The sequence below is a fragment of the Saccharopolyspora spinosa NRRL 18395 genome (assembly GCF_000194155.1).
Taxonomy (GTDB): Bacteria; Actinomycetota; Actinomycetes; order Mycobacteriales; family Pseudonocardiaceae; genus Saccharopolyspora; species Saccharopolyspora spinosa.
In genome coordinates this window covers 1,457,972-1,479,396 of sequence record NZ_GL877879.1, presented here as the reverse complement: position 1 = coordinate 1,479,396, position 21,425 = coordinate 1,457,972, and the positions used below count along the sequence as shown (strand labels likewise).

The following is a 21,425-nucleotide window of genomic DNA, read 5'->3' as shown; positions in this document are numbered from 1 at the left end:
GCGCCCCGCTGCGCGCGGTCGCGCTGGGCGGCGGGCATGGCCTGCAGGCGACGCTGTCGGCGCTGAGCCGCATCACCTCCGACGTGACGGCCGTGGTGACGGTCGCCGACGACGGCGGGTCGTCCGGCCGGCTGCGCCGCGAGCTGGGCATGCTGCCGCCCGGCGACCTGCGCAAGGCGCTCGCCGCGCTCGCCGACACCGACGCCGACGGGCAGCTGTGGTCGACGGTGTTCGAGCACCGCTTCGGCGGCAGCGGGGCCCTCGCCGGGCACGCGGTCGGCAACCTGGTGCTGGCCGGGCTGCTGGAAGTGCTCGGCGATCCGGTCGAGGTGCTCGACCACGCCGGCCGGCTGCTCGGCGTGCGGGGCCGGGTGCTGCCGATGTCGACGGTGCCGCTGGACATGGCCGCCGACGTCGTCGGGCTGGACTCGGACCCGGAAGCGGTACGCACGATCCGGGGGCAGGTAGCGATCGCCAGTACGCCCGGACGGGTGAAACAGGTCCGATTGCACGCGAACGGCAACGAGGAACCGGCGGCCTGCCCGCAGGCCGTTCGGGCGGTGCTGGAAGCCGATCTGGTGCTGCTTGGCCCCGGCTCCTGGTTCACCAGCGTGCTGCCGCACCTGCTGGTCCCGGAGTTGCACGAGGCGTTGGTGACCACTCCCGCGCGCCGCGTGGTGGTGCTCAACCTCGTCCCACAACCGGGGGAGACGGCGGGCTTCTCACCCGAACAACACCTCGACGTACTCTCGCACCACGCACCCCGGCTGCGGGTCGACGCGGTGTTGGCAGACGCAGACTCGGCGCCAACCCCGGATCGTCTCCGCGCTGCGGCGGCCGGAATGGGTGCGCAGACTCTGCTGGACAAGATCGCCGCGCCCGCCGTGCCGGGACGGCACGACCCGGGGGCGCTCGCGGCCAGCCTGCGCGCCGCACTTGAGAGGAGGACGGACCGGTGGCGATGACCGCAGCGGTCAAGGACGAGTTGAGCCGGTTGTCGGTGACGAAGACGTGCTGCCGACGGGCTGAGGTTTCCTCGTTGCTGCGCTTCGCCGGCGGGCTGCACATCGTCGCCGGCCGGGTGGTGATCGAGGCCGAGCTGGACAGCGGCTCCACGGCGCGCCGGCTCCGCAAGGAGGTCCACGAGCTGTTCGGGCACACCTCCGACGTGCACGTGATCACCTCCGGCGGGCTGCGCAAGGGCACCCGGTACGTGGTGCGGGTGGTCAAGGACGGGGAGGGCCTGGCCCGGCAGACCGGTCTGCTCGACCCGCGCGGACGCCCGGTGCGGGGCCTGCCCGCGCACGTCGTCTCCGGCGGCGCCTGCGACTCCGAAGCGGCGTGGCGCGGCGCCTTCCTCGCGCACGGCTCGCTGACCGAGCCGGGCCGGTCCTCGTCGATGGAGGTCACCTGCCCCGGGCCGGAGGCGGCGCTGGCGCTGGTCGGTGCCGCGCGGCGGATCGGCGTGGCGGCGAAGTCGCGCGAGGTGCGCGGCGCGGACCGGGTGGTGGTCCGCGACGGCGACGCGATCGGCGCGATGCTGACCCGGCTCGGTGCGCACTCCTGCGTGCTGGCGTGGGAGGAGCGCCGGATGCGCCGTGAGGTGCGGGCGACGGCCAACCGGCTGGCGAACTTCGACGACGCCAACCTGCGCCGCTCGGCGCGCGCCGCGGTCGCCGCGGCCGCGCGGGTCGAGCGGGCGCTGGAGCTGCTGGGCCCGACGGCTCCGGACCACCTGACGGTTGCGGGCCGGCTGCGGCTGGCGCACCGGCAGGCATCGCTGGAGGAGCTCGGCCAGCTGGCGGACCCGCCGATGACCAAGGACGCGGTGGCCGGCCGGATCCGCCGGCTGCTGGCGATGGCCGACAAGCGCGCCCGGGAACTGGGTGTTCCGGACACCGAATCCGCGGTGACGGCCGAGATGCTGGAGGCGGAGGCCTGACCTCCGCGATTTCAATGGAAATCGGACCTTCGGCGACGGTCACAAGATCGAAGATCTGGCCGGTCCGCGGCGCGTTCACCTGCACTGATGTGGATGTTGTCGCCGTTCGTTGAGGGCCTGCTGCGGCTGCTGGGAGGCATCGCGGTTCCGGAGGGTCAGGTCGCTCGCCCGCCCGCGTGCGACGGCCCCGCTGGCAGATAGGGTGATGTCGAGACCATCAACCTCACCCGCCGCGTCGCCGGCCGGGTCAGTCACGAGGAGAGATCGGCGTGACCGTTCGCGTAGGTATCAACGGCTTCGGTCGGATCGGGCGGAATTTCTGGCGGGCCGCGACCGCCAGTGAGCACGACATCGAGATCGTGGCCGCCAACGACCTGGGCGATGTCGCGACTATGGCCCACCTGCTCAAGTACGACAGCATCCTCGGCCGCCTCGACCAGGAGGTGAAGGTCACCGGTGAGGGCATCGAGGTGGGCGGCAAGCTCATCAAGATCCTCGCCGAGCGCGACCCGGGCAAGCTGCCGTGGGGCGACCTGGGCGTCGACGTCGTCGTGGAGTCCACCGGCTTCTTCACCAACGCCGCGGACGCCCGCAAGCACGTGGACGAGGGTGGCGCGAAGAAGGTCATCATCTCCGCCCCGGCCAAGGGCGAGGACCTGACCGTGGTGCTGGGCGTCAACGACGAGAAGTACGACGGCTCGCAGACCATCATCTCCAACGCCTCCTGCACCACCAACTGCCTCGCCCCGATGGTGAAGGTGCTCAACGACACCTTCGGTATCGAGCAGGGTCTGATGACCACGGTTCACGCCTACACCGCGGACCAGAACCTGCAGGACGGACCGCACAAGGACCTGCGCCGCGCCCGCGCCGCCGCGGTCAACGTGGTGCCGACCAGCACCGGTGCGGCCAAGGCCATCGGCCTGGTGCTGCCGGAGCTCAACGGCAAGCTGGACGGCTACGCGATGCGCGTGCCGGTGCCGACCGGTTCGGTCACCGACCTGACCGCGACCGTGCAGAAGGACGTCTCGGTCGACTCGGTCAACGAGGCGTTCAAGACGGCTGCCGCCGACGGCAAGCTCAAGGGCATCCTCAAGTACAACGAGGACCCGATCGTCTCCAGCGACATCGTCACCGACCCGCACTCGACGATCTTCGACGCGCCGCTGACCAAGGTCATCGGCAACCAGGTCAAGATCGTCGGCTGGTACGACAACGAGTGGGGCTACTCCAACCGCCTCGCCGACCTCGTCGCCCTGGTCGCCAAGAAGCTCTCCTGAGAGTTTCCTGCTCGTTTTGCGTAGCGGTGCAGGTAGCGGAACCTCAAGAGCTTTCCCGGCTCCGGGATCCCCGACACACGTATGACCAATACGTCGCGTCGGGGCTGTCCTCGTGACAAAGCTTCTGAGAACCCGCGGCGGTGCCAGTTGCGTAGGTGGGCTAAGCGGCTTCGCCGCTTGCAAGGGCCAGTCTCTGAAGGCCCGCACGAGCCGTTCGACAGACCCCGGCTGGTGCGGGCCTTTCCCATAACTGCGTAGGAGCAGACGTGAAGAACCTTGACGATCTGCTGTCCGAGGGCGTTCGGGGTCGGCGTGTTCTGGTGCGCGCCGACCTGAACGTGCCGCTGGACGGCGAGAAGATCACCGACGACGGCCGGGTGCGCGCCTCCCTGCCGACCGTCCGGAAGTTGACCGAGGCCGGTGCCCAGGTCGTGCTCACCGCGCACCTCGGGCGCCCGAAGGGCGAACCGGACCCCAAGTTCTCCCTGGCTCCGGTCGCGCGGCGGCTCGGCGAGCTGCTAGGTGCCGGCGTCGCGCTGGCCACCGACCTGGTGGGCGACTCGGCGCAGTCCGTGGTCGCGGGCCTGACCGACGGATCGGTCGCACTGCTGGAGAACGTCCGCTTCGACGCCCGCGAGACCAGCAAGGACGACGCCGAGCGCGGCGCGCTGGCCGATGAGCTGGCCGCGCTGGTCGGCCCGAACGCCGCCTTCGTCTCCGACGGCTTCGGCGTGGTGCACCGCAAGCAGGCGTCGGTCTACGACGTCGCCAAGCGGCTGCCCGCCTACGCCGGTGGCCTGGTGCTCGCCGAGGTCGAGGTGCTGCGCACCCTGACCGGCGAGCCCAAGCGCCCGTACGTCGTGGTGCTCGGCGGCTCGAAGGTCTCCGACAAGCTCGGTGTCATCAAGGCGCTGCTGCCGAAGGTCGACAAGCTGCTCATCGGCGGCGGCATGGCGTACACGTTCCTGGCCGCGCAGGGCCACAACGTCGGCAACTCGCTGCTGCAGGGGGACCAGATCGAGTCCACCAAGCAGCTGCTCGCCGACCACGGCGACAAGCTGGTGCTGCCGCTGGACGTGGTGGCCGCCGACCGCTTCGCCGCGGACGCGGAGAAGCAGGTCGTGGCCGCCGACGCGATCCCGGCCGACTGGATGGGCCTGGACATCGGGCCGCGCAGCGTCGAGCTGTTCGCCGGGATCCTCCGCGACTCCGCCACGGTGTTCTGGAACGGCCCGGCCGGGGTGTTCGAGTTCCCGGCGTTCGCCGACGGCACCCGAGGTGTCGCGCAGGCCATCGTGGACTCCGACGCGTTCAGCGTCGTCGGCGGCGGCGACTCGGCCGCCGCGGTGCGAACCCTCGGACTGCCCGAGGACGGCTTCTCGCACATCTCCACCGGCGGCGGTGCGTCGCTGGAATACCTGGAAGGCAAGGAACTGCCCGGAGTGGCCGTCCTGGAAGGTGAGCGCTGAACATGGCCAGGCAGCCACTGATCGCCGGCAACTGGAAGATGAACCTGAACCACCTGGAGGCGATCGCCCTGGTGCAGAAGGTCGCCTTCGCGTTGCCGGAGAAGTACTTCGCCAAGGTCGAGGTGGCGGTGCTCCCGCCGTTCACCGACATCCGCAGCGTGCAGACCCTCATCGACGGCGACAAGCTGCTGCTCAAGCACGGCGCGCAGGACATCTCCGAACACGAGTCCGGGGCCTACACCGGTGACGTGTCCGGGCCGATGCTGGCCAAGCTGGGTTGCAGCTACGTGGTGGTCGGCCACTCGGAGCGCCGCGAGTACCACGGCGAGACCGACGAACTGGTCGGCAAGAAGGTGCGCGCCACCCTCAAACACGGCATGTCGCCGATCCTGTGTGTCGGCGAGCAGCTGGACGTGCGCGAGTCCGGCGGCCACGTCGAGCACTGCGCCACGCAGCTGATCAACGCGCTCAAGGGCCTCAAAGCCGAGCAGGTAAGCCGGGTCGTGGTGGCCTATGAGCCGGTGTGGGCGATCGGCACCGGCAAGGTCGCCACCGCCGCGGACGCGCAGGAGGTCTGCGGATCGCTGCGGGCGGCGTTGGCGGAGAAGTACGGCAAGGAGATCGCCGACGAGGTTCGGGTGCTCTACGGTGGCTCGGTGAAGTCGAGCAACATCGGCGACCTGATCGGCCAGGCGGACGTGGACGGCGCACTGGTCGGTGGCGCGAGCCTCAACGGCGACGAGTTCGCCAAGCTCTCCGCGATGGCGGCCGGCGGCCCGCTGCCGTGACGTTCTGGGCGTGGGGTCCCCTCGGCCAGGCGAGTTGGTGGAGGGCGACCCGCACGCCTCGCCCGATCGGCGTGGTGTTCACCCCCTGGGATCCGCCGGGCGGAGCAGTGTGAGACGGTCCTGGAAGCAAACGGGTGGACGGTGGTCAACTCGCTGTTGGTGGCCCGGTACGCTTGGTTGCGGACCGCTGTGCGAACGAGGACGTGATGACTCTTTTCCTGCAGATCATGTTGATCGTGACGAGTGTGCTGCTGGTACTGCTGGTGCTGCTGCACCGGGCCAAGGGCGGCGGTCTCTCCTCGCTGTTCGGCGGCGGTATGCAGTCCAACCTGGCCGGTTCCAGTGTGGCGGAGAAGAACCTCGACCGGATGACGTTGTTCGTCATGGCGCTGTGGGTCATCTCCATCATCGGGGTCGGCCTGTTGATCAAGATCGGTTGATCGACCCGGCTCCCAGCCGGTCGACGACCTCGGGCCGCTTGGTGGGTGAGGATGGATGACTGGTGGTAACGCCATTCGCGGCACTCGTGTGGGCTCGGGCCCCACGGTAGGCGAGTCGGAGCGGGGGGAAGCCGCGCCGCGCAAACGGGTCGACTATTGGTGCGCCAACGCGCACCACAGCCGGCCGTCGTTCGCGATGGACGCCGAGGTGCCGGAGGAATGGGACTGCCCGCGCTGCGGACTGCCGGCGGGCTTGGACCAGGAGAAACCGCCCGAGGCGCGGCGAAACGAGCCGTACAAGAGCCACCTGGCGTACGTGAAGGAGCGGCGCAGCGATGCCGACGGGATGGCCATCCTGGAGGAAGCGCTGACCAAGCTCCGCGAACGCAAGGGCCGCTGAATCAACTGACCGGGCCGGGTGGGCGAGAAATCGCCCGCCCGGCCCGGTTGCTGTCCGGGGTCAGTCGACGTCGATCTCGTCGACCGCGCGGATTCGCAGAAGAAAATTCGCCGGACGTGTCGATTTCCGGGGTGCTCGTTCGATGCGTTGGTGAGCGGCCGGAGAGACCGGGCGCCACCGACGAGGGAGTGACCCGCGATGCGATTCCTGATGATCGTCAAGGCCAACGAGGACAGCGAAGCCGGCGTGATGCCCGACCAGGAGATCATCAAGGCGATGACCGACTACAACGAGGAGCTGGTCAAGGCCGGCGTGCTGCTGGCGGCCGAGGGGCTGCACCCCAGCGCGAAGGGGTTCCGCACCCAGATCGCCACCGGCGGCGGCCGGACCGTCGTGGACGGTCCGTTCGCCGAGACCAAGGAGCTGATCGCCGGGTTCTGGCTGCTCCAGGTCCGGTCCCGGGACGAAATGCTGGAGTGGGCCAAGCGCTGCCCGGCGCCGGTCGAGGTGCGGCAGGTCTACGCCGCCGAGGACTTCGCGGCGGACGTGCTGACGCCCGAGGAGGCCGAGCGCGAGCGCCAGCTGCGCGAGGAGGCGCGCAGGCAGGGCGGCATCGGCTGACGCACTTGCTCTCCTGGGGGTCGGCAAGCTGAGATGGCGCGGTGACAGGTTCCGAAGCGCACCGCGCCATCGAGGCAGTCTGGCGGATCGAGGCGGCCCGGCTCATCGCGGGTCTTGCGCGGCTCGTGCAGGACGTCGGCCTGGCCGAAGAACTCGCGCAGGACGCGCTGGTCATCGCCCTGGAGAAATGGCCGGACACCGGTGTTCCGCCGAATCCGGGAGCTTGGCTGATGTCCACCGCCAAGCACCGCGCCATCGACCAGCTGCGCCGCAACCAGCGCCTGGAGCGCAAGCAGGGCGAACTCGGCCGCGAGCTCGAACACGCCCGGCCCGTCGAGATCGACGTTGACACCGGTCCGGACTTCGGCGACGACCTGCTGCGCCTGGTGTTCACGGCGTGCCATCCGGTGCTGTCCACCGAGGCGCGCGTGGCGTTGGCGCTGCGCGTGCTGTGCGGGTTGACGACCAAAGAGATCGCCCGCGCGTTCCTGGTGCCGGAGGCGACCATCGCCCAGCGCATCGTGCGGGCCAAGAAAACCTTGGCGAAAAAGAAGATTCCGTTCGAAGCACCGAGCGGCGACGAACTGGCGGCCCGCCTCCCGTCGGTGCTGGAGGTCGTCTACCTCGTCTTCAACGAGGGCTATACCGTGACCGCGGGCGACGACTGGATGCGGACCGAGCTGTGCGAGGACGCGCTGCGGCTAGGGCGCATCGTGGCCGGGCTCGTGCCGGACGAACCTGAGGTGCACGGACTGGTGGCGCTGCTGGAAATCCAGGCGTCCCGCGCCGCGGCGCGCGTCGGGCCGTCGGGCGAGCCGGTGCTGCTGCTGGAACAGGACCGCTCCCGGTGGGACCGGCTGCTGATCAGGCGTGGGCTGGCGTCGCTCGCCCGGGTCGACGAACTGGGCGGCGCGCCCGGTCCGTACGCGTTGCAGGCCGCGATCGCCGCTTGCCACGCGCGGGCGCGGACTCCGGGGGAGACCGATTGGGCGCGCATCGCGGCGCTCTACGAGGCGTTGTCCGAGGTGTCGCCGTCGCCGGTGGTGGAACTGAACCGGGCGGTGGCGGTGTCGATGGCGTTCGGTCCCGAGCACGGCCTGCACCTGGTCGACCAGCTGGCCGCCGAAGGATCGCTGCAGGGCTACCACCTGCTGCCCAGCGTCCGCGGCGATCTGCTCGCCAAGCTCGGTCGGCGGGACGAGGCCCGCGTCGAGTTCGAACGAGCCGCAGACCTCGCCACCAACTCCCGCGAACGAACGCTGCTCCTCGAACGCGCCCGATCTCGCGCTTGATGCGCAGTTTCAATTGAAACTGCGCATCAAGCGCGCGGCGGGGTGTGGCATTCATCGCGGCGCTGGGCGAGGCCCGGCTACTGGTGGGTACGCTCGCCGTCCACGTAGCGGTGACCGGGAGGACTCATGGCTCAGGCGACGGCTGATCTGGCGGACCGGGAAGGCCCAGAGGTGCGCAGCTGCGACGTGCAGTTCCGCAACTTCGGCGGGCGCGCGGCGTTCGAAGGCCGGGTCCGTACGGTTACCTGCTTCCAGGACAACGCGCTGCTCAAGAAGGTCCTGTCCGAGCCGGGCGACGGCCAGGTGCTGGTGATCGACGGCCGCGGCTCGTTGCACACCGCGCTGATCGGCGACGTGATCGCCGAGATCGGCCGATCCAGCGGTTGGAGCGGGGTCATCATCAACGGCGCGGTGCGGGACTCGGCGGTGCTGGCCGGGATGGACTTCGGCGTCAAGGCGTTGGGCACCAATCCGCGCAAGAGCACCAAGACCGGTGAGGGCACCGTCGACGAGGTGGTCGAGCTCGGCGGAATCCGGTTCGTCCCCGGCGAATACGTGGTGTCCGATCAGGACGGTGTCGTGGTGATCACCGAGCCGTAGCGCCTGCCGGGACGCGAGTCGTGGCCGGCCGGGGCGGCTGGGCGCGAAGTCCGCTCCGACCGGTTGATGACGGTGTGTCACGAGATGCCCGATTGGGTTGGTTGGCGCAAATCGGCGCCGCGTCGCGGGCTACCAGGTCTGCGCGGCCGGTGTCTCCAGGCGCGCGGCGCCCTCGTCAGGTTCACCCGTCGATTTATCGCATCGTTATTTCGGCGAGGTTCGCGCGTTACGATCATTCCCGAAATTTGTTCCGGAAATCGATCCGACATCGGGTGCCTGCTCCTATTGAGCTAATGTCCGGTTGCACCCATTTGTGATTTGTTTTCTACCGTCCCGTTCTAATAATCTCCGTGGCGAGATGGCGGGGGCGCTGAGCTGGGACGGAGGAAGCAATACGTCACCGAACGCGGGTCGTTCGACCCGTTCTTCCGGCTGCTCCCGTCGTCCGCCGCAGAATGCTCCAGTGATACGAACGGGAGAAAAGTTGAACTACGGAACCGCGCTTCGCGGGGAAATCCTGTCCGACCAGATCACCCCGCTAATCGGTGTCTACGACATGTTCTCGGCCTCGATTTCCGCCAAGCACTATTCCGGGATGTTCATTTCCGGTTTCGGCTTTGCCGCCTCTCATTACGGATTGCCCGACATCGGATTCATCGCGTGGCCGGACATCGTCGGTTTCGTGCAGCGCCTGCGGCTCGCCTTCCCGCAGCAGCACCTCCTGGTGGACATCGACGACGGTTACGTCGACCCCGAGGTGGCCTGCCACGTGATCGAGCAGCTGGAACTGATCGGTGCCTCCGGCGTGATCCTGGAGGACCAGAAGCGGCCCCGCCGGTGCGGCCACGTCGACGGCAAGCAGGTGCTCCCGCTGGAGGAGTACCTCGACAAGCTCGAACTCGTCCTCGCCACCAGGCGCGACCTCGTGGTGGTCGCCCGCACGGACGCCACCGAGGAGAAGGAGATCCTGCGGCGCGCCGAGGCCCTCTCCGAGACCGACGCGGACGTGCTGCTGGTGGACGGGGTGCGCAGCATCGAGTGGATCGAGAAGGTACGCAAGGTCATCGGCGACAAGCCGTTGCTGTTCAACCAGATCGCGGGCGGGAAGTCGCCGCGCGTGTCGCTACCGGAACTGCAGGACCTCGGGGTCGACGTCGCGATCTACAGCACCCCGTGCCTGTTCGCCGCGCAGCAGGCGATCGACGAGGCGCTCAGCGAACTGCGCCGGCAGGACGGGCGGTTGCCAGAGGTGCGGGACGGCCGGGGCGGCATCGCGGCCGCGCAGGGCCTGTTGGAGCAGAACATCAGCAGGCACCACTCGAAGCGCGTCCCGCTGGGCGTGTGATCGGGAGGTGGACATCCGCATCCGTCGGCCGGCCGTGGCTTCCGGCGCGGCCGGCCGGTGGTCGCTCAAGACGGGGGAGTTGAACTCTCGATGACCAGGATTCTCGCCCGAGCGCGCCCGGATCCGTACGTGGTCGCGCTGCTGCTGGTGGCGGTGACGGCCGTGCTGGTGCCCGTTCGCGGCGAGCCGGCCCTCGTCCTGGGCCAGGCGGTCAAGGTGGCGATCGGGTTCCTGTTCTTCCTCTACGGGGCCCGGTTGTCGACCGCCGCGGCCTGGGACGGGCTGCGGAACTGGAAGCTCCACGGGGCCACCCTGATGACCACGTTCGTCCTCTTCCCGCTGCTTGGCATGGCTTGTTCGGTGCTGGTGCCGGCGGTGCTGCCGCAGTCGCTGTACCTCGGGGTGCTGTTCCTGTGCCTGCTGCCGTCGACGGTGCAGTCCGCGATCACCTTCACCTCGTTGGCAGGCGGGAACGTGGCCGCGGCGATCTGCGGATCGTCGTTCTCCAACCTGCTCGGCGTGCTGTTCACCCCGTTGCTGGTGGGGCTGCTGATGACCAGCAGCACCGGGGGTTTCACCGTGCTGGCGGTGCGCGACATCGTCCTGCTCCTGCTCGTGCCCTTCTGCATCGGACAGTTGCTGCGGCCCATGATCGGGGAGTGGATCCGCCGCCGCGCCAGGGTGCTCGGGTTCCTGGACCGCGGCGTCATCCTGGCCGTGGTGTACCTGGCGTTCAGCGAGGGAACGGTTTCCGGTGTCTGGCAGCAGCTCAGCCCGGCGGGATTCGGCGTGCTCATCGTCGTCGGCGGCGCGCTGCTCGTCGCGGCGCTCGTCGGGACCGCGCTGCTCGCGCGGTGGTTCGGCTTCTCCCGGGGCGACCGCATCGTGCTGGTCTTCTGTGGGTCCAACAAGAGCCTGGCCAGTGGGCTGCCGATGGCCTCGGTGCTGTTCGGGAGCGCGGAGCTGGGGTTGATGGTGCTGCCGCTGATGGTCTACCACCAGATACAGCTGATCGGGTGCGCCTGGCTGGCCCGCCGCTTCGCCAAGCAGGCGGCCGAACCCGTCGGCGTCGGCTGACGCCTCGACCGAGTTCATCAATCGGAAAGGAGTTCTACAATGCGGGTTTTCGGCCGTTCGGCGGGTCTCGCGACGATGTCCGGGGTCCTGCTGGCCACCGCTGCCGGGACGGCGCACGCCGGGCCCAGTAGCGACGGGCACAGTGACACGAGGGGCGTCGCGCTCGTCCAGTTCAGCAACAACGGCGACAGCCTGATCGAGGTCGACCGGACGCTCAACTTCAACTCCGGCGATGGCAGCGCCGGATCCGACAACGACAACTGACCGACCGTCCACACCGGACTCGCGCCGGTGTGGACCGCTACTGATCCGCGTAGTGCTCGCGAACCACCCGGGCCATGCCTTCGGCGGCGTTGGTGGCCAGAGACCTGGCGCTGAAGTAGATGTCGCCCTTGACGCCGCGGTGCTTGCTGTTGAGGCTCAGGTGAGCGGAAAGCTCCCCGGGATCGGTCCACCCCTCGCTGCCGACCCGGTACGCCGCCTGGCCGATGTAGAGGTCCACGCCGGTGCCCGAGACGGTCTTGGACCACCACGGGATCAGGGCGGCGTAGTCGGCGGCCGGGTGGCCGATCTGCCAGTAGACCTGCGGGGCGATGTAGTCGACCCAGCCCTCCCGCACCCACTTGCGGGTGTCGGCGTAGATCGCCGAGTACGACTCCAGGCCCTTGGTGTCCGAGCCGGCCGGCTCGCTGGCTGCGTTGCGCCAGATCCCGAACGGGCTGACGCCGAACGCCGTGCCCGGCTTCGCCTGGTGCACCCGGGCGTCCAGGCCGGACACCAACTGGTCGACGTTGTGCCGCCGCCAGTCCGCGATGTCGGCGAAGTCCTTGCCGTGCTCGGCGAAGGTCTTCTCGTCCGGGATCTGCTGGCCCTTGACCGGGTACGGGTAGAAGTAGTCGTCGAGGTGCACGCCGTCGACGTCGTAGTTCTCGACCGCGTTCATGATCGCGTCGGTCACGAACGCCCGGGCCTGCGGCACACCGGGGTCGTAGTACAGCTTGCCGCCGTAGGCGAACGTCCACTCCGGGTGCTTGCGCGCCGGGTGTTCCGGGACGAGGGCCTGCGGATCGTCCGTCATGCTGATCCGGTACGGGTTGAACCAGGCGTGGAACTGCAGGCCCCGCTGGTGCGTCTCGTCGATCATGAACCGCAGCGGGTCGTAACCCGGGTTCTGGCCCTGCCGGCCGGTCAACCAGTGCGACCACGGCTCGAGCGGCGACGGCCAGAACGCGTCGGCCGTCGGTCGCACCTGGACGAACACGGCGTTGAGCTTGTTCGCGACGGCCTGGTCGAGCCGCTTGCGGTACTCGTCCTGCTGCTGGGCGGCGGAAAGCCCCGGCTTGCTCGGCCAGTCGATGTTCGCGACGCTGGCGATCCACATCCCGCGCATCGCGGTGCTCGGCGCCTTCGCCGCGGCCCCGGTGGTGCCGAGGACCCCGAGGAGGATCGCCACCAATCCCAGCGCCAAGCCCAACACGTCCGCCCGGAGGCGACGCAATCCCTGAGTGCGGGTCATCCCAGCTCGCCTTCGCCGTTGATCGACAACTGCGCGCCAAAGGGTACGACCAACGCCCTTCCCGCGCTGCAGCGGCGAGGCATTACCACGTCACCTGATCTGGTGGTCCTGGCCGGACGCGGTCCGAACCCCGCCGGAACCGACGGCTTCGCGGCACGTCAGTAAGCGCCGAAGGCGAAGGGCAGCCGCAGCGGAACATGCCGTCGTGGGTTGGGTGACGTTCATGCGTGACCCTTTGCCGGTGTTCTTGGGGAACCAGTCAACCGGGGAGGACGCAGTTCGTGGAGCACGGCTACGTGGGAGGTGCGAACCGGAAGTCCGGCCATCGCGATGGCGGTCATCGGGCGTCCGCCTTTCTTCGCAGTCGCGCGAGTTTCGCTGGGCAGGACGAGCACGGCGTTGGCGCGGGACGCTGCGGGTTTTGTGGGAACAAGCTGGTGAGGGGAACACCGCACAGGGCGCGGGTCGCTCCGCTCTGGATGGTGTGGGCGATGTTGTTGGCGCTCGACCAGCGGTCGGGCCTCGGCCGCTAGCGCCACATCGGAAATGTCGACAGAAGTTTCGGATGCCATCAGTGATATGTAGCGAGGGGACCATCGGCGTTCGCCGACGGGGGATGGCTTATTCGTCCCCGCGCTACTCCTCCTCTCAAGATCCGGTAGATTCGGTTTCTTCCATTGGGAGGCGGGCAGGGCTTGTCCGGATCTCAACCGTCGGGTTGAGAGTGAAGCCACATCCGCTTCATAGCGGTAGGGCGGAGTCACTTAGTTCCGTCAGCGCTCGCTCGATAGGAATTGAATTTCGACCACAGTGTCGCCGATCCGGGCCGGTGCGGCAGGTGCGCACCGGCCCGGATTTCCCGGAAACTTCGGCGGTTGTTTACTTCGCCTGGTCCAGCTGTTGGCCCACGGTCTCCAGCAGTTCGGTCCAGGACTTCTCGAACTTCTCGACGCCCTCGCTCTCCAGCACCGCGAACACGTCGTCGAGGTCGATGCCGATCTTGGCGAGGTCGTCGAAAACCTGCTTGGAGGCGGCGGCCGTGCCGGTGACCGTGTCGCCGCGCACGTCGGCGTGGTCGGCGGTGGCCTTCAGGGTCGCCTCCGGCATGGTGTTCACCGTGTTCGGCGCGACCAGCTCGTCCACGTAGCGCGTGTCGGAGTAGGCCGGGTCCTTCACTCCGGTGGACGCCCACAGCGGACGCTGTGCCTTCGCCCCGGCGGCCTCTAGCGCCTTCCAGCGCTCGGTGCCGAAGGCCTCCTCGTAGGCCGCGTAGGCCAGCCGCGCGTTGGCGATCGCGGCCTTGCCGCGCAGCTCCTCACCACCGGCGAACTTCTCCAGCCGCTTGTCGATTTCGGTGTCCACCCGGGACACGAAGAACGACGCGACCGAGGAGATCTGGGCGATGTCGTGACCGCCTGCCTTGGCCTGCTCCAAGCCGGCCAGGAAGGCTTCCATCACGTCGCGGTAGCGCTGCACCGAGAAGATCAGCGTGACGTTGACGCTTATGCCCTCCGCGAGCACGCGCGTGATCGCGGGCAGGCCCTCCACGGTGGCCGGGATCTTGACCATCAGGTTCGGCCGGTCCACGGCCTTCCACAGGTCCACGGCCTCGGCCACGGTGCGCTCGGTGTCGTGCGCCAGCCGCGGGTCGACCTCCAGCGAGACCCGGCCGTCGACGCCGCCGGTGGACTCGTAGGCGTTGCGGAAGATGTCCGCCGCGTCCCGGACGTCCGCGGTGGTCAGCTCGCGCACCGTGTCGTCGACGCTCGCGCCGCGGGCCGCCAGCTCGCGCACCTTCTCGGTGTAGTCGGCGGCGTTGGACAGCGCGTTGGCGAAGATCGTCGGGTTGCTCGTGACGCCGACGACCGCCTGGTCGGTGATCAGCTTGGCGAGGTTGCCCGAGGAGATCCGCTGCCGGGACAGGTCGTCCAGCCAGATCGAAACCCCGGCCTCGCTGAGCGCCTTGAGGTTCGGGTTGGTGGTCAAGGAAATTCCTCCGCTCACGCCTGCTGGGCGTTGCTCAGGCTGCGCCGGGCCGCCGCGACAACGGCGTCGGCGGTGATGCCGAACTCGTTGTAAAGGGTCTTGTAGTCGGCCGAGGCGCCGAAGTGCTCGATGGACACCGACTCACCGGCGTCCTTGACGAACCGGTACCAGGGCATGGCGATGCCGGCCTCCACCGAGACGCGGGCCTTGACCGCACCCGGCAGCACCGACTCGCGATAGGCCTCGTCCTGCGCGTCGAACCACTCGACGCAAGGCATCGACACCACGCGGGTGGCAACGCCGTCGGCCTCCAGGATCTTCCTGGCCTCGACGGCCAACTGGACCTCGGAACCGGTGCCGATCAGCACGAGCTCGGGCTTGCCGTTGCCGGCCTCGGTCAGCACGTAGCCGCCCTTGGCGACGCCGTCGGCGTCCACGCCCTCCAGCGTCGGCACGCCCTGGCGGGTCAGCGCCAGGCCGGCGGGGCCGCTCGGGTCCTCCAGGATCGCCTTCCACGAGGCCACGGTCTCGTTGGCGTCCGCCGGGCGGACCAGCGAGAAGCCGGGGATCGCGCGCAGCGAGGCGACGTGCTCGATCGGCTGGTGCGTCGGGCCGTCCTCGCCCAGGCCGATCGAGTCGTGCGTCCACACGAAGATGACCGGGGTCTTCATCAGCGCGGCCAGCCGGACGGCCGGGCGCATGTAGTCGCTGAACACGAGGAAGGTGCCGCCGTAGGGGCGGGTGCCGCCGTGCAGCGCGATGCCGTTGAGGATCGCGCCCATCGCGTGCTCGCGGATGCCGAAGTGCAGCGTCCGGCCGTACGGGTTGGCGTTCCAGGTGCTGGTGGAGATCGACTCCGGGCCGAACGAGTCGGCGCCCTTCATCGTGGTGTTGTTGCTCTCCGCCAGGTCGGCCGAGCCGCCCCACAGTTCGGGCAGCACGTCGGCCAGCGCGTTGAGGACCTCACCGGAGGCCTTGCGGGTGGCGACGCCCTTGCCGTCGGCCTCCCAGGTCGGCAGCTTCTCCTGCCAGCCGGCGGGCAGCTCGCGGGTGGTCAGCCGGTCCAGCAGCGCCTTGCGCTCCGGGTTGGCCGCCGCCCACTCGTCGAAGGCGACCTGCCACTCGGCGCGCGCGGCCTTGCCCCGGGCGCCGGCCTCGCGGGCGTGGGCCAGCACGTCGGCGTCCACCTGGAAGGACTGCTCCGGGTCGAAGCCCAGCGCTTGCTTGACCCCGGCGACCTCGTCGGCACCCAGCGCGGCGCCGTGCGCCTTGCCGGTGTTCATCTTGGTCGGGGCCGGGTAGCCGATCACCGTGCGCAGCACGATCAGGGTCGGGCGGGAGGTCTCGGCCTTGGCCGACTCGATGGCCTCCAGCAGGCCCTTGACGTCCTCGCCGCCGTGCACCACGAGGACCTGCCAGCCGTAGGACTCGTACCGCTTGGCGGTGTCCTCGGACAGCGCGATGCGGGTGTCGTCCTCGATGGAGATCTCGTTCGCGTCGTAGATCACCGTGAGGTTGCCCAGCTGCTGGGTCCCGGCCAGCGACGACGCCTCGGAGGTGATGCCCTCCTCGATGTCGCCATCGGAGGCGATCACGTAGATGTGGTGGTCGAACGGGCTTTCACCCGCGGCGGCCGCCGGGTCGTACAGGCCGCGCTCGCGGCGGGCGGCCATCGCCATCCCGACCGCGGTGGCCAGGCCCTGGCCCAGCGGGCCGGTGGTGGTCTCGACGCCGTCGGTGTGCCCGTACTCGGGGTGGCCCGGCGTCTTCGAGCCCCACTTGCGCAGCGACTTCAGATCGTCGATCTCCAGGCCGTAGCCGGCCAGGAACAGCTGCACGTACAGCGTCAGGCTCGAGTGCCCGGCCGACAGCACGAACCGGTCGCGGCCGATCCAGTCCGGGTCGCTGGGGTCGTGCCGCATGACGCGCTGGAACAGCGCGTAGGCGGCGGGCGCCAGGCTCATCGCGGTGCCTGGGTGACCGCTACCGCAGTTCTCCACTGCGTCGGCGGCCAGCACGCGGGCGGTGTCCACCGCGCGCTGGTCCAGTTCGGTCCAGCCTTCGGGCAGGTGCTTGGTGGTCAAGCGGGCAAGGTCGTCGGTGACGGACACGGACGCAGCTCCAGTTTTCCCTCGGCGCGGTCAATGCGGTCGCTGCTGGACCGATTCGAACCGCGGTTATCCCTCGTCCGACGGGCAGCCTAGTCGTGTCCGATCAGCCACGTGCCGACCCGTCTGCATTGGTGTTTCCCCGCCCACCGGGAGCGGGCAGCGGCGGCGCCCGCACTGCGCCTGGGAGACCACGGTTACGCCGTCCGGGTGACGCCGGAGACTCGGCTGCTGCCTGCCCGTGCCCTGCGATTTCGCGCTGAAAGGCAACCGTTCCCGGTCCGGCGGGAACCCGATCAGGATAGCGGGAACGGGGCGTGACCAGGGCCACCGGGCCCGGCGCGAGGCCCCGGCGATGACCCGCGCGAGGCCGCGTTCAGTAGCGCGCCTACTATTCATGGTCGGTCCAATTCGGCTCGGTCCGGGTTGTGCCAGGTCGTCCGAAACGCCTTAGGAGTGCCATGCCGTCGGTGAGCGCAGCGTCGTGACCACCGTCGTCGACGCCCCCCGGACACGGCACGCTCGGCGGCCCGCTGAGCTGCTGAAAGCCTATGCGGGGCTGATCAAACCGCGAGTCATCGAGCTGCTGTTGGTGACCACCATCCCGGCGATGCTGCTGGCCGCGCGGGGCATACCGTCGCCGTGGCTGGTGCTCGCCACGCTGATCGGCGGCACCGCGGCGGCGGGCAGCGCGAACGCGCTGAACTGTGTCGCGGACGCCGACATCGACCAGGTGATGAAACGCACCCGGGCCCGCCCGCTGGTGCGGCACACGGTGTCCACCCGGCACGCCCTGGTCTTCGGCATCGTGCTCGGCGCCGGGTCCTTCGGCTGGCTGTGGGCGACGACGAACCTGCTGGCCGCTTCGCTGGCCGTCGGCACGATCCTGTTCTACGTCTTCGTCTACACACTGGTGCTCAAGCGGCGCACCGCGCAGAACATCGTCTGGGGTGGCGCCGCGGGCTGCATGCCGGTGGTGATCGGCTGGGCCGGGGTGACCGGCCGGGTGGACTGGCCGGCGCTGGTGATGTTCGGCGTGATCTTCTTCTGGACGCCGCCGCACACCTGGTCGCTGGCGATGAAGTACAAGGACGACTACGAGCGCGCCGGCGTCCCGATGCTGCCGGTGGTGGCGCAGCCGACGTACGTGTCGCGGCAGATCGTGGTGTTCACCTGGCTGATGGTGGCGTGGACGCTGCTGCTGGTCCCGGCGACCGGGTGGCTCTACGCGGCGTTCGCGGTCCTCTCCGGGGCGTGGTTCCTGTTCCTCGCGCACCGGCTGCATGCCGCTACCAAGCGCGGCGAGAAGACCAAGCCGATGAAGCTGTTCCACATGTCCAACACGTACTTGATGATCGTGTGCGTGGCCCTCGCGGTGGACTCCGCGCTGAGCCTGCCCGTGCTGGGCTGGCCGTTCTGATCGCGTTTCCGCGCTCGTCCGGTTGCGGGTGTCCGCAATTTCAATGGAAATCAGACCTTCGATTTCCATTGAAATTGCGAACGTGCGCGGTGGTCACGGCAGGAGGAGGAGCTTTCCGGTGGTGCGGCGGCCTTCCAGATCCTCGTGCGCGCGGTGGGCGTCCGGCAGCGGGTAGGTGCCGCCGATGCGGATCTTGAGGGTGCCGCTGGCGATCCAGCCGAACAGCTCGTTGGCCCGCGAGTCCAGCTCGTCGCGGGTCAGGATGTGGTGCGCGAGGCTCGGGCGGGTCAGGAACACCGATCCCGCCGCGTTCAGCCGCTGCGGGTCGACTGGCGGCACCGGGCCGCTGGACGCGCCGAACAGCGCGAGCATGCCGCGCGGCCGCAGGCTGGCCAGGCTCGCGTCGAAGGTGGTCTTGCCGACGCCGTCGTAGACCACGTCCACGCCGCGCCCGTCGGTGAGGTCCTTGACCTCCTCGACCACGTCCGCCTCGGTGTAGCGGATGATCTCGTCGGCGCCAGCCTCCCGGGCCAGCTCCTCCTTCTCCGGCGTGGAAACCGTGCCGATCACGTTCGCGCCGCGCGACTTGATCAGCTGGGTCAGCAGCATGCCCATGCCGCCGGCCGCGGCGTGCACCAGGGCGGTCTCGCCGGTGCGCACCGGGTAGGTCGAGGTGATCAGGTAGTGCGCGGTCAGTCCCTGCAGGAACGCGGCCGCCGCCGTCTGGTCGTCCACCCCGTCCGGCACCCGCACCGCCTTGTCGGCGGGCACCAGCGCCCGCTCGGCGTAGCTGCCCGGGACCATCGCCCAGGCGATGCGGTCGCCGACGCCGAAGCCGGTCACGTCGGGGCCGACCGCGACGACCTTGCCCGCGCCCTCCGAGCCGGGCGTGAACGGCAGCGTCATCGAGTAGACCCCGCTGCGCTGGTAGGTATCGATGAAGTTGACCCCGGCCGCGGCGACCTCGACCAGCAGCTGGCCGGGCCCCGGGTCGGGCAGCTCGGCTTCGCTGTACTCCAGGACCTCGGGTCCGCCGTTCGCCGCCACGCGAATCGCGCGCATGCTCTCTCCTCCGCCTGTCGTCGTTCGACGGGTGCAACTCCGCACCTCGGTCCGATCTTCCCCCGCGAGCACCCGACAGCCGAAATGATGCCCGTCGGACGAGGTGCCGCCCGTTGATCGCGCGGGTGTCGTGCGCAACGGAGCTGCCGCCCGGTGGTGAGTCGTGTTTAGGATTCCGGACATGACGGCTGCCGAGAAGCACACCGAAGAGACCACCGCACCGTCGCCGAAGGCGATCGCCGTGGCGACGGCGTTCGTCGCCGCGCACGGCGGGTCTGCGCGCGCGGTGGTGGAGAACCTGGGGCGGACGGGTGCCCGGATCGTGCTGATCGGCGAGGACGGCCTGATGGGCGACGTGCTGGTGCCCGACGTGGCTGCGGGGGAGGCCCTCGTCGAGGCCGTCGATGGGCTGTCGCCGCACGAGTGGGACGGCGAGACGGTCGCGGCGCTGAAGATCGGGCCCGCGCACCGGCGGAAGATGGCCGGTCCCCGGGCGCGGTGACGTCGCGCGTCTCGCGCTGGATGTTCGACACGCCGTTGATCGCTGCTTGGTCGAATCCTTCGCTGTGGTCTATGTTTTCAGCGGAGACTAAACTCGATCACTTGGAGCCGTCGTGTCAGACTACTTGCAGCGCACCGACCGGCCCGCCATGTCGGAGTGGATCGAGCAGATGGCGGCGCACTTCGAGGCCAGCGAGGCCATGCCGTTGATCGCCGGTCGGATCCTGGCGTTCCTGCTGGTCTGCGACCCGCCGGAGCGCACCGCCGCGGAGCTGTCCCACGCGCTGGCCGCGAGCACCGGATCGATCAGCACGAACGTGCGGCTGCTGATGCGGCTCGGGGTGATCTCCAAGACGACCCGGCAGGGTCGCGAGGCGGCGCTGTACCAGGTGGAGGAGGACCGCTGGCCGGCGCTGGTGCGCCAGCGCATGGAGCGGGTCACCGCGCTGGAAGAGCTCACCGCGCACGGCCTGCGGATGTTCAGCGGCCAGGGCGAACGGGCCCGCCGCCTGCGCACGGTGAACGAGTTCTACCAGTGGCTGTCCGGCGAGATGCCGGAGCTGTGGCGCCGCTGGGAACGCGAAGGCAAACCCAAGCTGCGTTTCTGACCGGCCGGCGGATGGCGGCATCGGCCGATCGGTTGATGCCGGTTCGAGCGAGCCGGCCGATGTCCCGCGGCGCGGCCTCCCGCGAGACTCGCTGCATGGCGATCATCGAAGTCGACGGGCTGCGCAAGTCCTACGCCGGAACACCCGTCGTGGACGGTGTGGGCTTCACCGTCGAAGAGGGCGAGATCTTCGGGATCCTCGGCCCCAACGGTGCGGGCAAGACCACCACCGTCGAATGCATCGAAGGCCTGCGGACACCCGACGCGGGGACGGTGCGCGTCGCCGGGCTCGACCCGGCAGCCGACCGCGACGAGCTCACCCGGATTCTGGGTGCGCAGCTGCAGGAATCCCAGCTGCAACCCAAGATCACCGTGCGTGAGGCGCTGGAGCTCTACGCCGCTTTCTACCGGCGACCCGCGGACTGGCGGGTTCTCGCGGAGCGGCTCGGGCTGGCCGGGGATCTGGGGACCCGGTTCGGCAGGCTCTCCGGGGGCCGGCAGCAGCGGCTGTTCATCGCGCTGGCGCTGATCGGCAATCCCGAGGTGGTGGTGCTCGACGAGCTCACCACGGGCCTGGACCCGAGGGCCCGGCGGGACACCTGGCGGCTGATCGAGGACGTGCGCGCGGGCGGCGGGAGCGTCGTGCTGGCGGAGGCCCAGCGGCTGTGCGACCGGGTCGCGGTGTTCGACTGCGGCCGGGTGGTGGCGATCGACTCCCCGGCCGCGCTCATCGGCCGCGCCGACGCGCCCACCGTCATCTCCTTCGTACCCTCGGGACCGGTCGACGAGGACGAGCTGGCGATGGTGCCGGACGTGGCATCGGTCCGGCACGAGGGCGCCCGGCTGGTCATCAGCGGAACGGACACCACGGTCAGCGCGGTGCTCGCGCTGCTGGCCAGGCGGGGGATCACCGCGCACGAGCTGCGCGTCACCGACACGACGCAGCCTTCCTCGACCTGACTGGAAAGGAC

21 protein-coding genes are annotated in these 21,425 nt (G+C 69.5%); 17 read left to right on the top strand and 4 right to left on the bottom strand.

Annotated features, from left to right (window positions below):
• Positions 1-8 precede the first annotated feature (8 nt).
• The 13 genes from SSPN_RS0125910 to SSPN_RS0125850 all read left to right on the top strand — a co-directional run bounded on the left by SSPN_RS0125910 (position 9) and on the right by SSPN_RS0125850 (position 11,518).
• On the top strand, positions 9-965 hold the full coding sequence (locus SSPN_RS0125910) for a gluconeogenesis factor YvcK family protein (protein ID WP_044575623.1): 957 nt from the start codon (positions 9-11) through the stop codon (positions 963-965).
• Positions 956-1,942, top strand: coding sequence for a DNA-binding protein WhiA (gene whiA / locus SSPN_RS0125905; RefSeq protein WP_010310743.1), 987 nt, complete (start codon positions 956-958; stop codon positions 1,940-1,942). The genes SSPN_RS0125910 and whiA overlap by 10 nt, the downstream gene beginning before the upstream one ends.
• A 269-nt stretch (positions 1,943-2,211) precedes the next feature.
• On the top strand, positions 2,212-3,222 hold the full coding sequence (gene gap, locus SSPN_RS0125900) for a type I glyceraldehyde-3-phosphate dehydrogenase (RefSeq protein WP_010310741.1): 1,011 nt from the start codon (positions 2,212-2,214) through the stop codon (positions 3,220-3,222).
• A gap of 266 nt (positions 3,223-3,488) precedes the next feature.
• Complete coding sequence (locus SSPN_RS0125895; RefSeq protein ID WP_010310739.1) at positions 3,489-4,691, top strand: phosphoglycerate kinase; 1,203 nt, start codon at positions 3,489-3,491, stop codon at positions 4,689-4,691.
• A 2-nt stretch (positions 4,692-4,693) separates the two neighbouring features.
• On the top strand, positions 4,694-5,479 hold the full coding sequence (gene tpiA / locus SSPN_RS0125890; protein ID WP_010310737.1) for a triose-phosphate isomerase: 786 nt from the start codon (positions 4,694-4,696) through the stop codon (positions 5,477-5,479).
• A gap of 206 nt (positions 5,480-5,685) precedes the next feature.
• Positions 5,686-5,919 (top strand): preprotein translocase subunit SecG, encoded by a 234-nt coding sequence (secG, locus tag SSPN_RS0125885; RefSeq protein WP_010310736.1) that lies wholly within the window; start codon positions 5,686-5,688, stop codon positions 5,917-5,919.
• A 55-nt stretch (positions 5,920-5,974) separates the two neighbouring features.
• Positions 5,975-6,319, top strand: a complete 345-nt coding sequence (locus SSPN_RS0125880) for an RNA polymerase-binding protein RbpA (protein ID WP_010310734.1) — start codon at positions 5,975-5,977, stop codon at positions 6,317-6,319.
• Between the two features lie 198 nt (positions 6,320-6,517).
• Positions 6,518-6,940: a YciI family protein gene (locus SSPN_RS0125875; protein WP_010310733.1), complete on the top strand. Its 423-nt coding sequence runs from the start codon at positions 6,518-6,520 to the stop codon at positions 6,938-6,940.
• 41 nt (positions 6,941-6,981) lie between these two features.
• Positions 6,982-8,232, top strand: a complete 1,251-nt coding sequence (locus SSPN_RS0125870; protein WP_010310732.1) for an RNA polymerase sigma factor — start codon at positions 6,982-6,984, stop codon at positions 8,230-8,232.
• A gap of 126 nt (positions 8,233-8,358) precedes the next feature.
• Positions 8,359-8,832: a ribonuclease E activity regulator RraA gene (gene rraA / locus SSPN_RS0125865; RefSeq protein WP_010310731.1), complete on the top strand. Its 474-nt coding sequence runs from the start codon at positions 8,359-8,361 to the stop codon at positions 8,830-8,832.
• Between the two features lie 484 nt (positions 8,833-9,316).
• Entirely contained in the window at positions 9,317-10,177 is an 861-nt protein-coding gene (locus tag SSPN_RS0125860; protein WP_010310730.1) for an isocitrate lyase/PEP mutase family protein, read from the top strand.
• A gap of 90 nt (positions 10,178-10,267) precedes the next feature.
• Positions 10,268-11,254 carry a bile acid:sodium symporter family protein gene (locus SSPN_RS0125855; RefSeq protein WP_010310728.1) on the top strand — a complete coding sequence of 329 codons (987 nt, stop codon included), beginning with the start codon at positions 10,268-10,270 and terminating at the stop codon, positions 11,252-11,254.
• Positions 11,255-11,293: 39 nt separating this feature from the next.
• Positions 11,294-11,518 (top strand): hypothetical protein, encoded by a 225-nt coding sequence (locus tag SSPN_RS0125850; protein WP_010310726.1) that lies wholly within the window; start codon positions 11,294-11,296, stop codon positions 11,516-11,518.
• Positions 11,519-11,555: 37 nt separating this feature from the next.
• Here the strand turns inward: SSPN_RS0125850 and SSPN_RS0125845 are convergent, their stop codons facing one another.
• The 3 genes from SSPN_RS0125845 to tkt all read right to left on the bottom strand — a co-directional run bounded on the left by SSPN_RS0125845 (position 11,556) and on the right by tkt (position 16,867).
• Positions 11,556-12,770 carry a glycoside hydrolase family 10-like protein gene (locus SSPN_RS0125845; RefSeq protein ID WP_044574943.1) on the bottom strand — a complete coding sequence of 405 codons (1,215 nt, stop codon included), beginning with the start codon at positions 12,768-12,770 and terminating at the stop codon, positions 11,556-11,558.
• Positions 12,771-13,649: 879 nt separating this feature from the next.
• A complete protein-coding gene (gene tal, locus SSPN_RS0125840; protein ID WP_010310722.1) occupies positions 13,650-14,756 on the bottom strand; it encodes a transaldolase in 1,107 nt (368 codons plus the stop codon).
• Between the two features lie 14 nt (positions 14,757-14,770).
• Positions 14,771-16,867: a transketolase gene (gene tkt, locus SSPN_RS0125835; protein ID WP_010310720.1), complete on the bottom strand. Its 2,097-nt coding sequence runs from the start codon at positions 16,865-16,867 to the stop codon at positions 14,771-14,773.
• 481 nt (positions 16,868-17,348) lie between these two features.
• Here tkt and SSPN_RS0125830 point away from each other — a divergent pair, with 481 nt between their 5' ends.
• Positions 17,349-18,284, top strand: coding sequence for a heme o synthase (locus SSPN_RS0125830; RefSeq protein WP_010310718.1), 936 nt, complete (start codon positions 17,349-17,351; stop codon positions 18,282-18,284).
• A 93-nt stretch (positions 18,285-18,377) separates the two neighbouring features.
• Here the strand turns inward: SSPN_RS0125830 and SSPN_RS0125825 are convergent, their stop codons facing one another.
• Complete coding sequence (locus tag SSPN_RS0125825) at positions 18,378-19,346, bottom strand: quinone oxidoreductase family protein (protein ID WP_010310715.1); 969 nt, start codon at positions 19,344-19,346, stop codon at positions 18,378-18,380.
• 181 nt (positions 19,347-19,527) lie between these two features.
• Between SSPN_RS0125825 and SSPN_RS0125820 the strand changes: the two genes are divergently transcribed.
• The 3 genes from SSPN_RS0125820 to SSPN_RS0125810 all read left to right on the top strand — a co-directional run bounded on the left by SSPN_RS0125820 (position 19,528) and on the right by SSPN_RS0125810 (position 21,414).
• The gene (locus SSPN_RS0125820; RefSeq protein ID WP_010310712.1) at positions 19,528-19,848 is read left to right on the top strand and encodes a hypothetical protein; all 321 of its coding nucleotides are present in this window, start codon (positions 19,528-19,530) and stop codon (positions 19,846-19,848) included.
• Positions 19,849-19,960: 112 nt separating this feature from the next.
• Entirely contained in the window at positions 19,961-20,455 is a 495-nt protein-coding gene (locus SSPN_RS0125815; RefSeq protein ID WP_010310708.1) for a GbsR/MarR family transcriptional regulator, read from the top strand.
• A 95-nt stretch (positions 20,456-20,550) separates the two neighbouring features.
• Complete coding sequence (locus tag SSPN_RS0125810) at positions 20,551-21,414, top strand: ABC transporter ATP-binding protein (RefSeq protein ID WP_010310707.1); 864 nt, start codon at positions 20,551-20,553, stop codon at positions 21,412-21,414.
• The last annotated feature ends 11 nt before the right edge of the window (positions 21,415-21,425 follow it).

Coding starts and splice junctions, on each gene's coding strand:
- tpiA (WP_010310737.1), top strand. CDS start 4,694: ATGGCCAGGCAGCCACTGATCGCCGGCAACTGGAAGATGAACCTGAAC.
- secG (WP_010310736.1), top strand. CDS start 5,686: ATGACTCTTTTCCTGCAGATCATGTTGATCGTGACGAGTGTGCTGCTG.
- SSPN_RS0125855 (WP_010310728.1), top strand. CDS start 10,268: ATGACCAGGATTCTCGCCCGAGCGCGCCCGGATCCGTACGTGGTCGCG.
- SSPN_RS0125845 (WP_044574943.1), bottom strand. CDS start 12,770: ATGACCCGCACTCAGGGATTGCGTCGCCTCCGGGCGGACGTGTTGGGC.
- SSPN_RS0125875 (WP_010310733.1), top strand. CDS start 6,518: ATGCGATTCCTGATGATCGTCAAGGCCAACGAGGACAGCGAAGCCGGC.
- SSPN_RS0125810 (WP_010310707.1), top strand. CDS start 20,551: ATGGCGATCATCGAAGTCGACGGGCTGCGCAAGTCCTACGCCGGAACA.
- SSPN_RS0125880 (WP_010310734.1), top strand. CDS start 5,975: ATGACTGGTGGTAACGCCATTCGCGGCACTCGTGTGGGCTCGGGCCCC.
- SSPN_RS0125850 (WP_010310726.1), top strand. CDS start 11,294: ATGCGGGTTTTCGGCCGTTCGGCGGGTCTCGCGACGATGTCCGGGGTC.
- rraA (WP_010310731.1), top strand. CDS start 8,359: ATGGCTCAGGCGACGGCTGATCTGGCGGACCGGGAAGGCCCAGAGGTG.
- SSPN_RS0125825 (WP_010310715.1), bottom strand. CDS start 19,346: ATGCGCGCGATTCGCGTGGCGGCGAACGGCGGACCCGAGGTCCTGGAG.
- SSPN_RS0125820 (WP_010310712.1), top strand. CDS start 19,528: ATGACGGCTGCCGAGAAGCACACCGAAGAGACCACCGCACCGTCGCCG.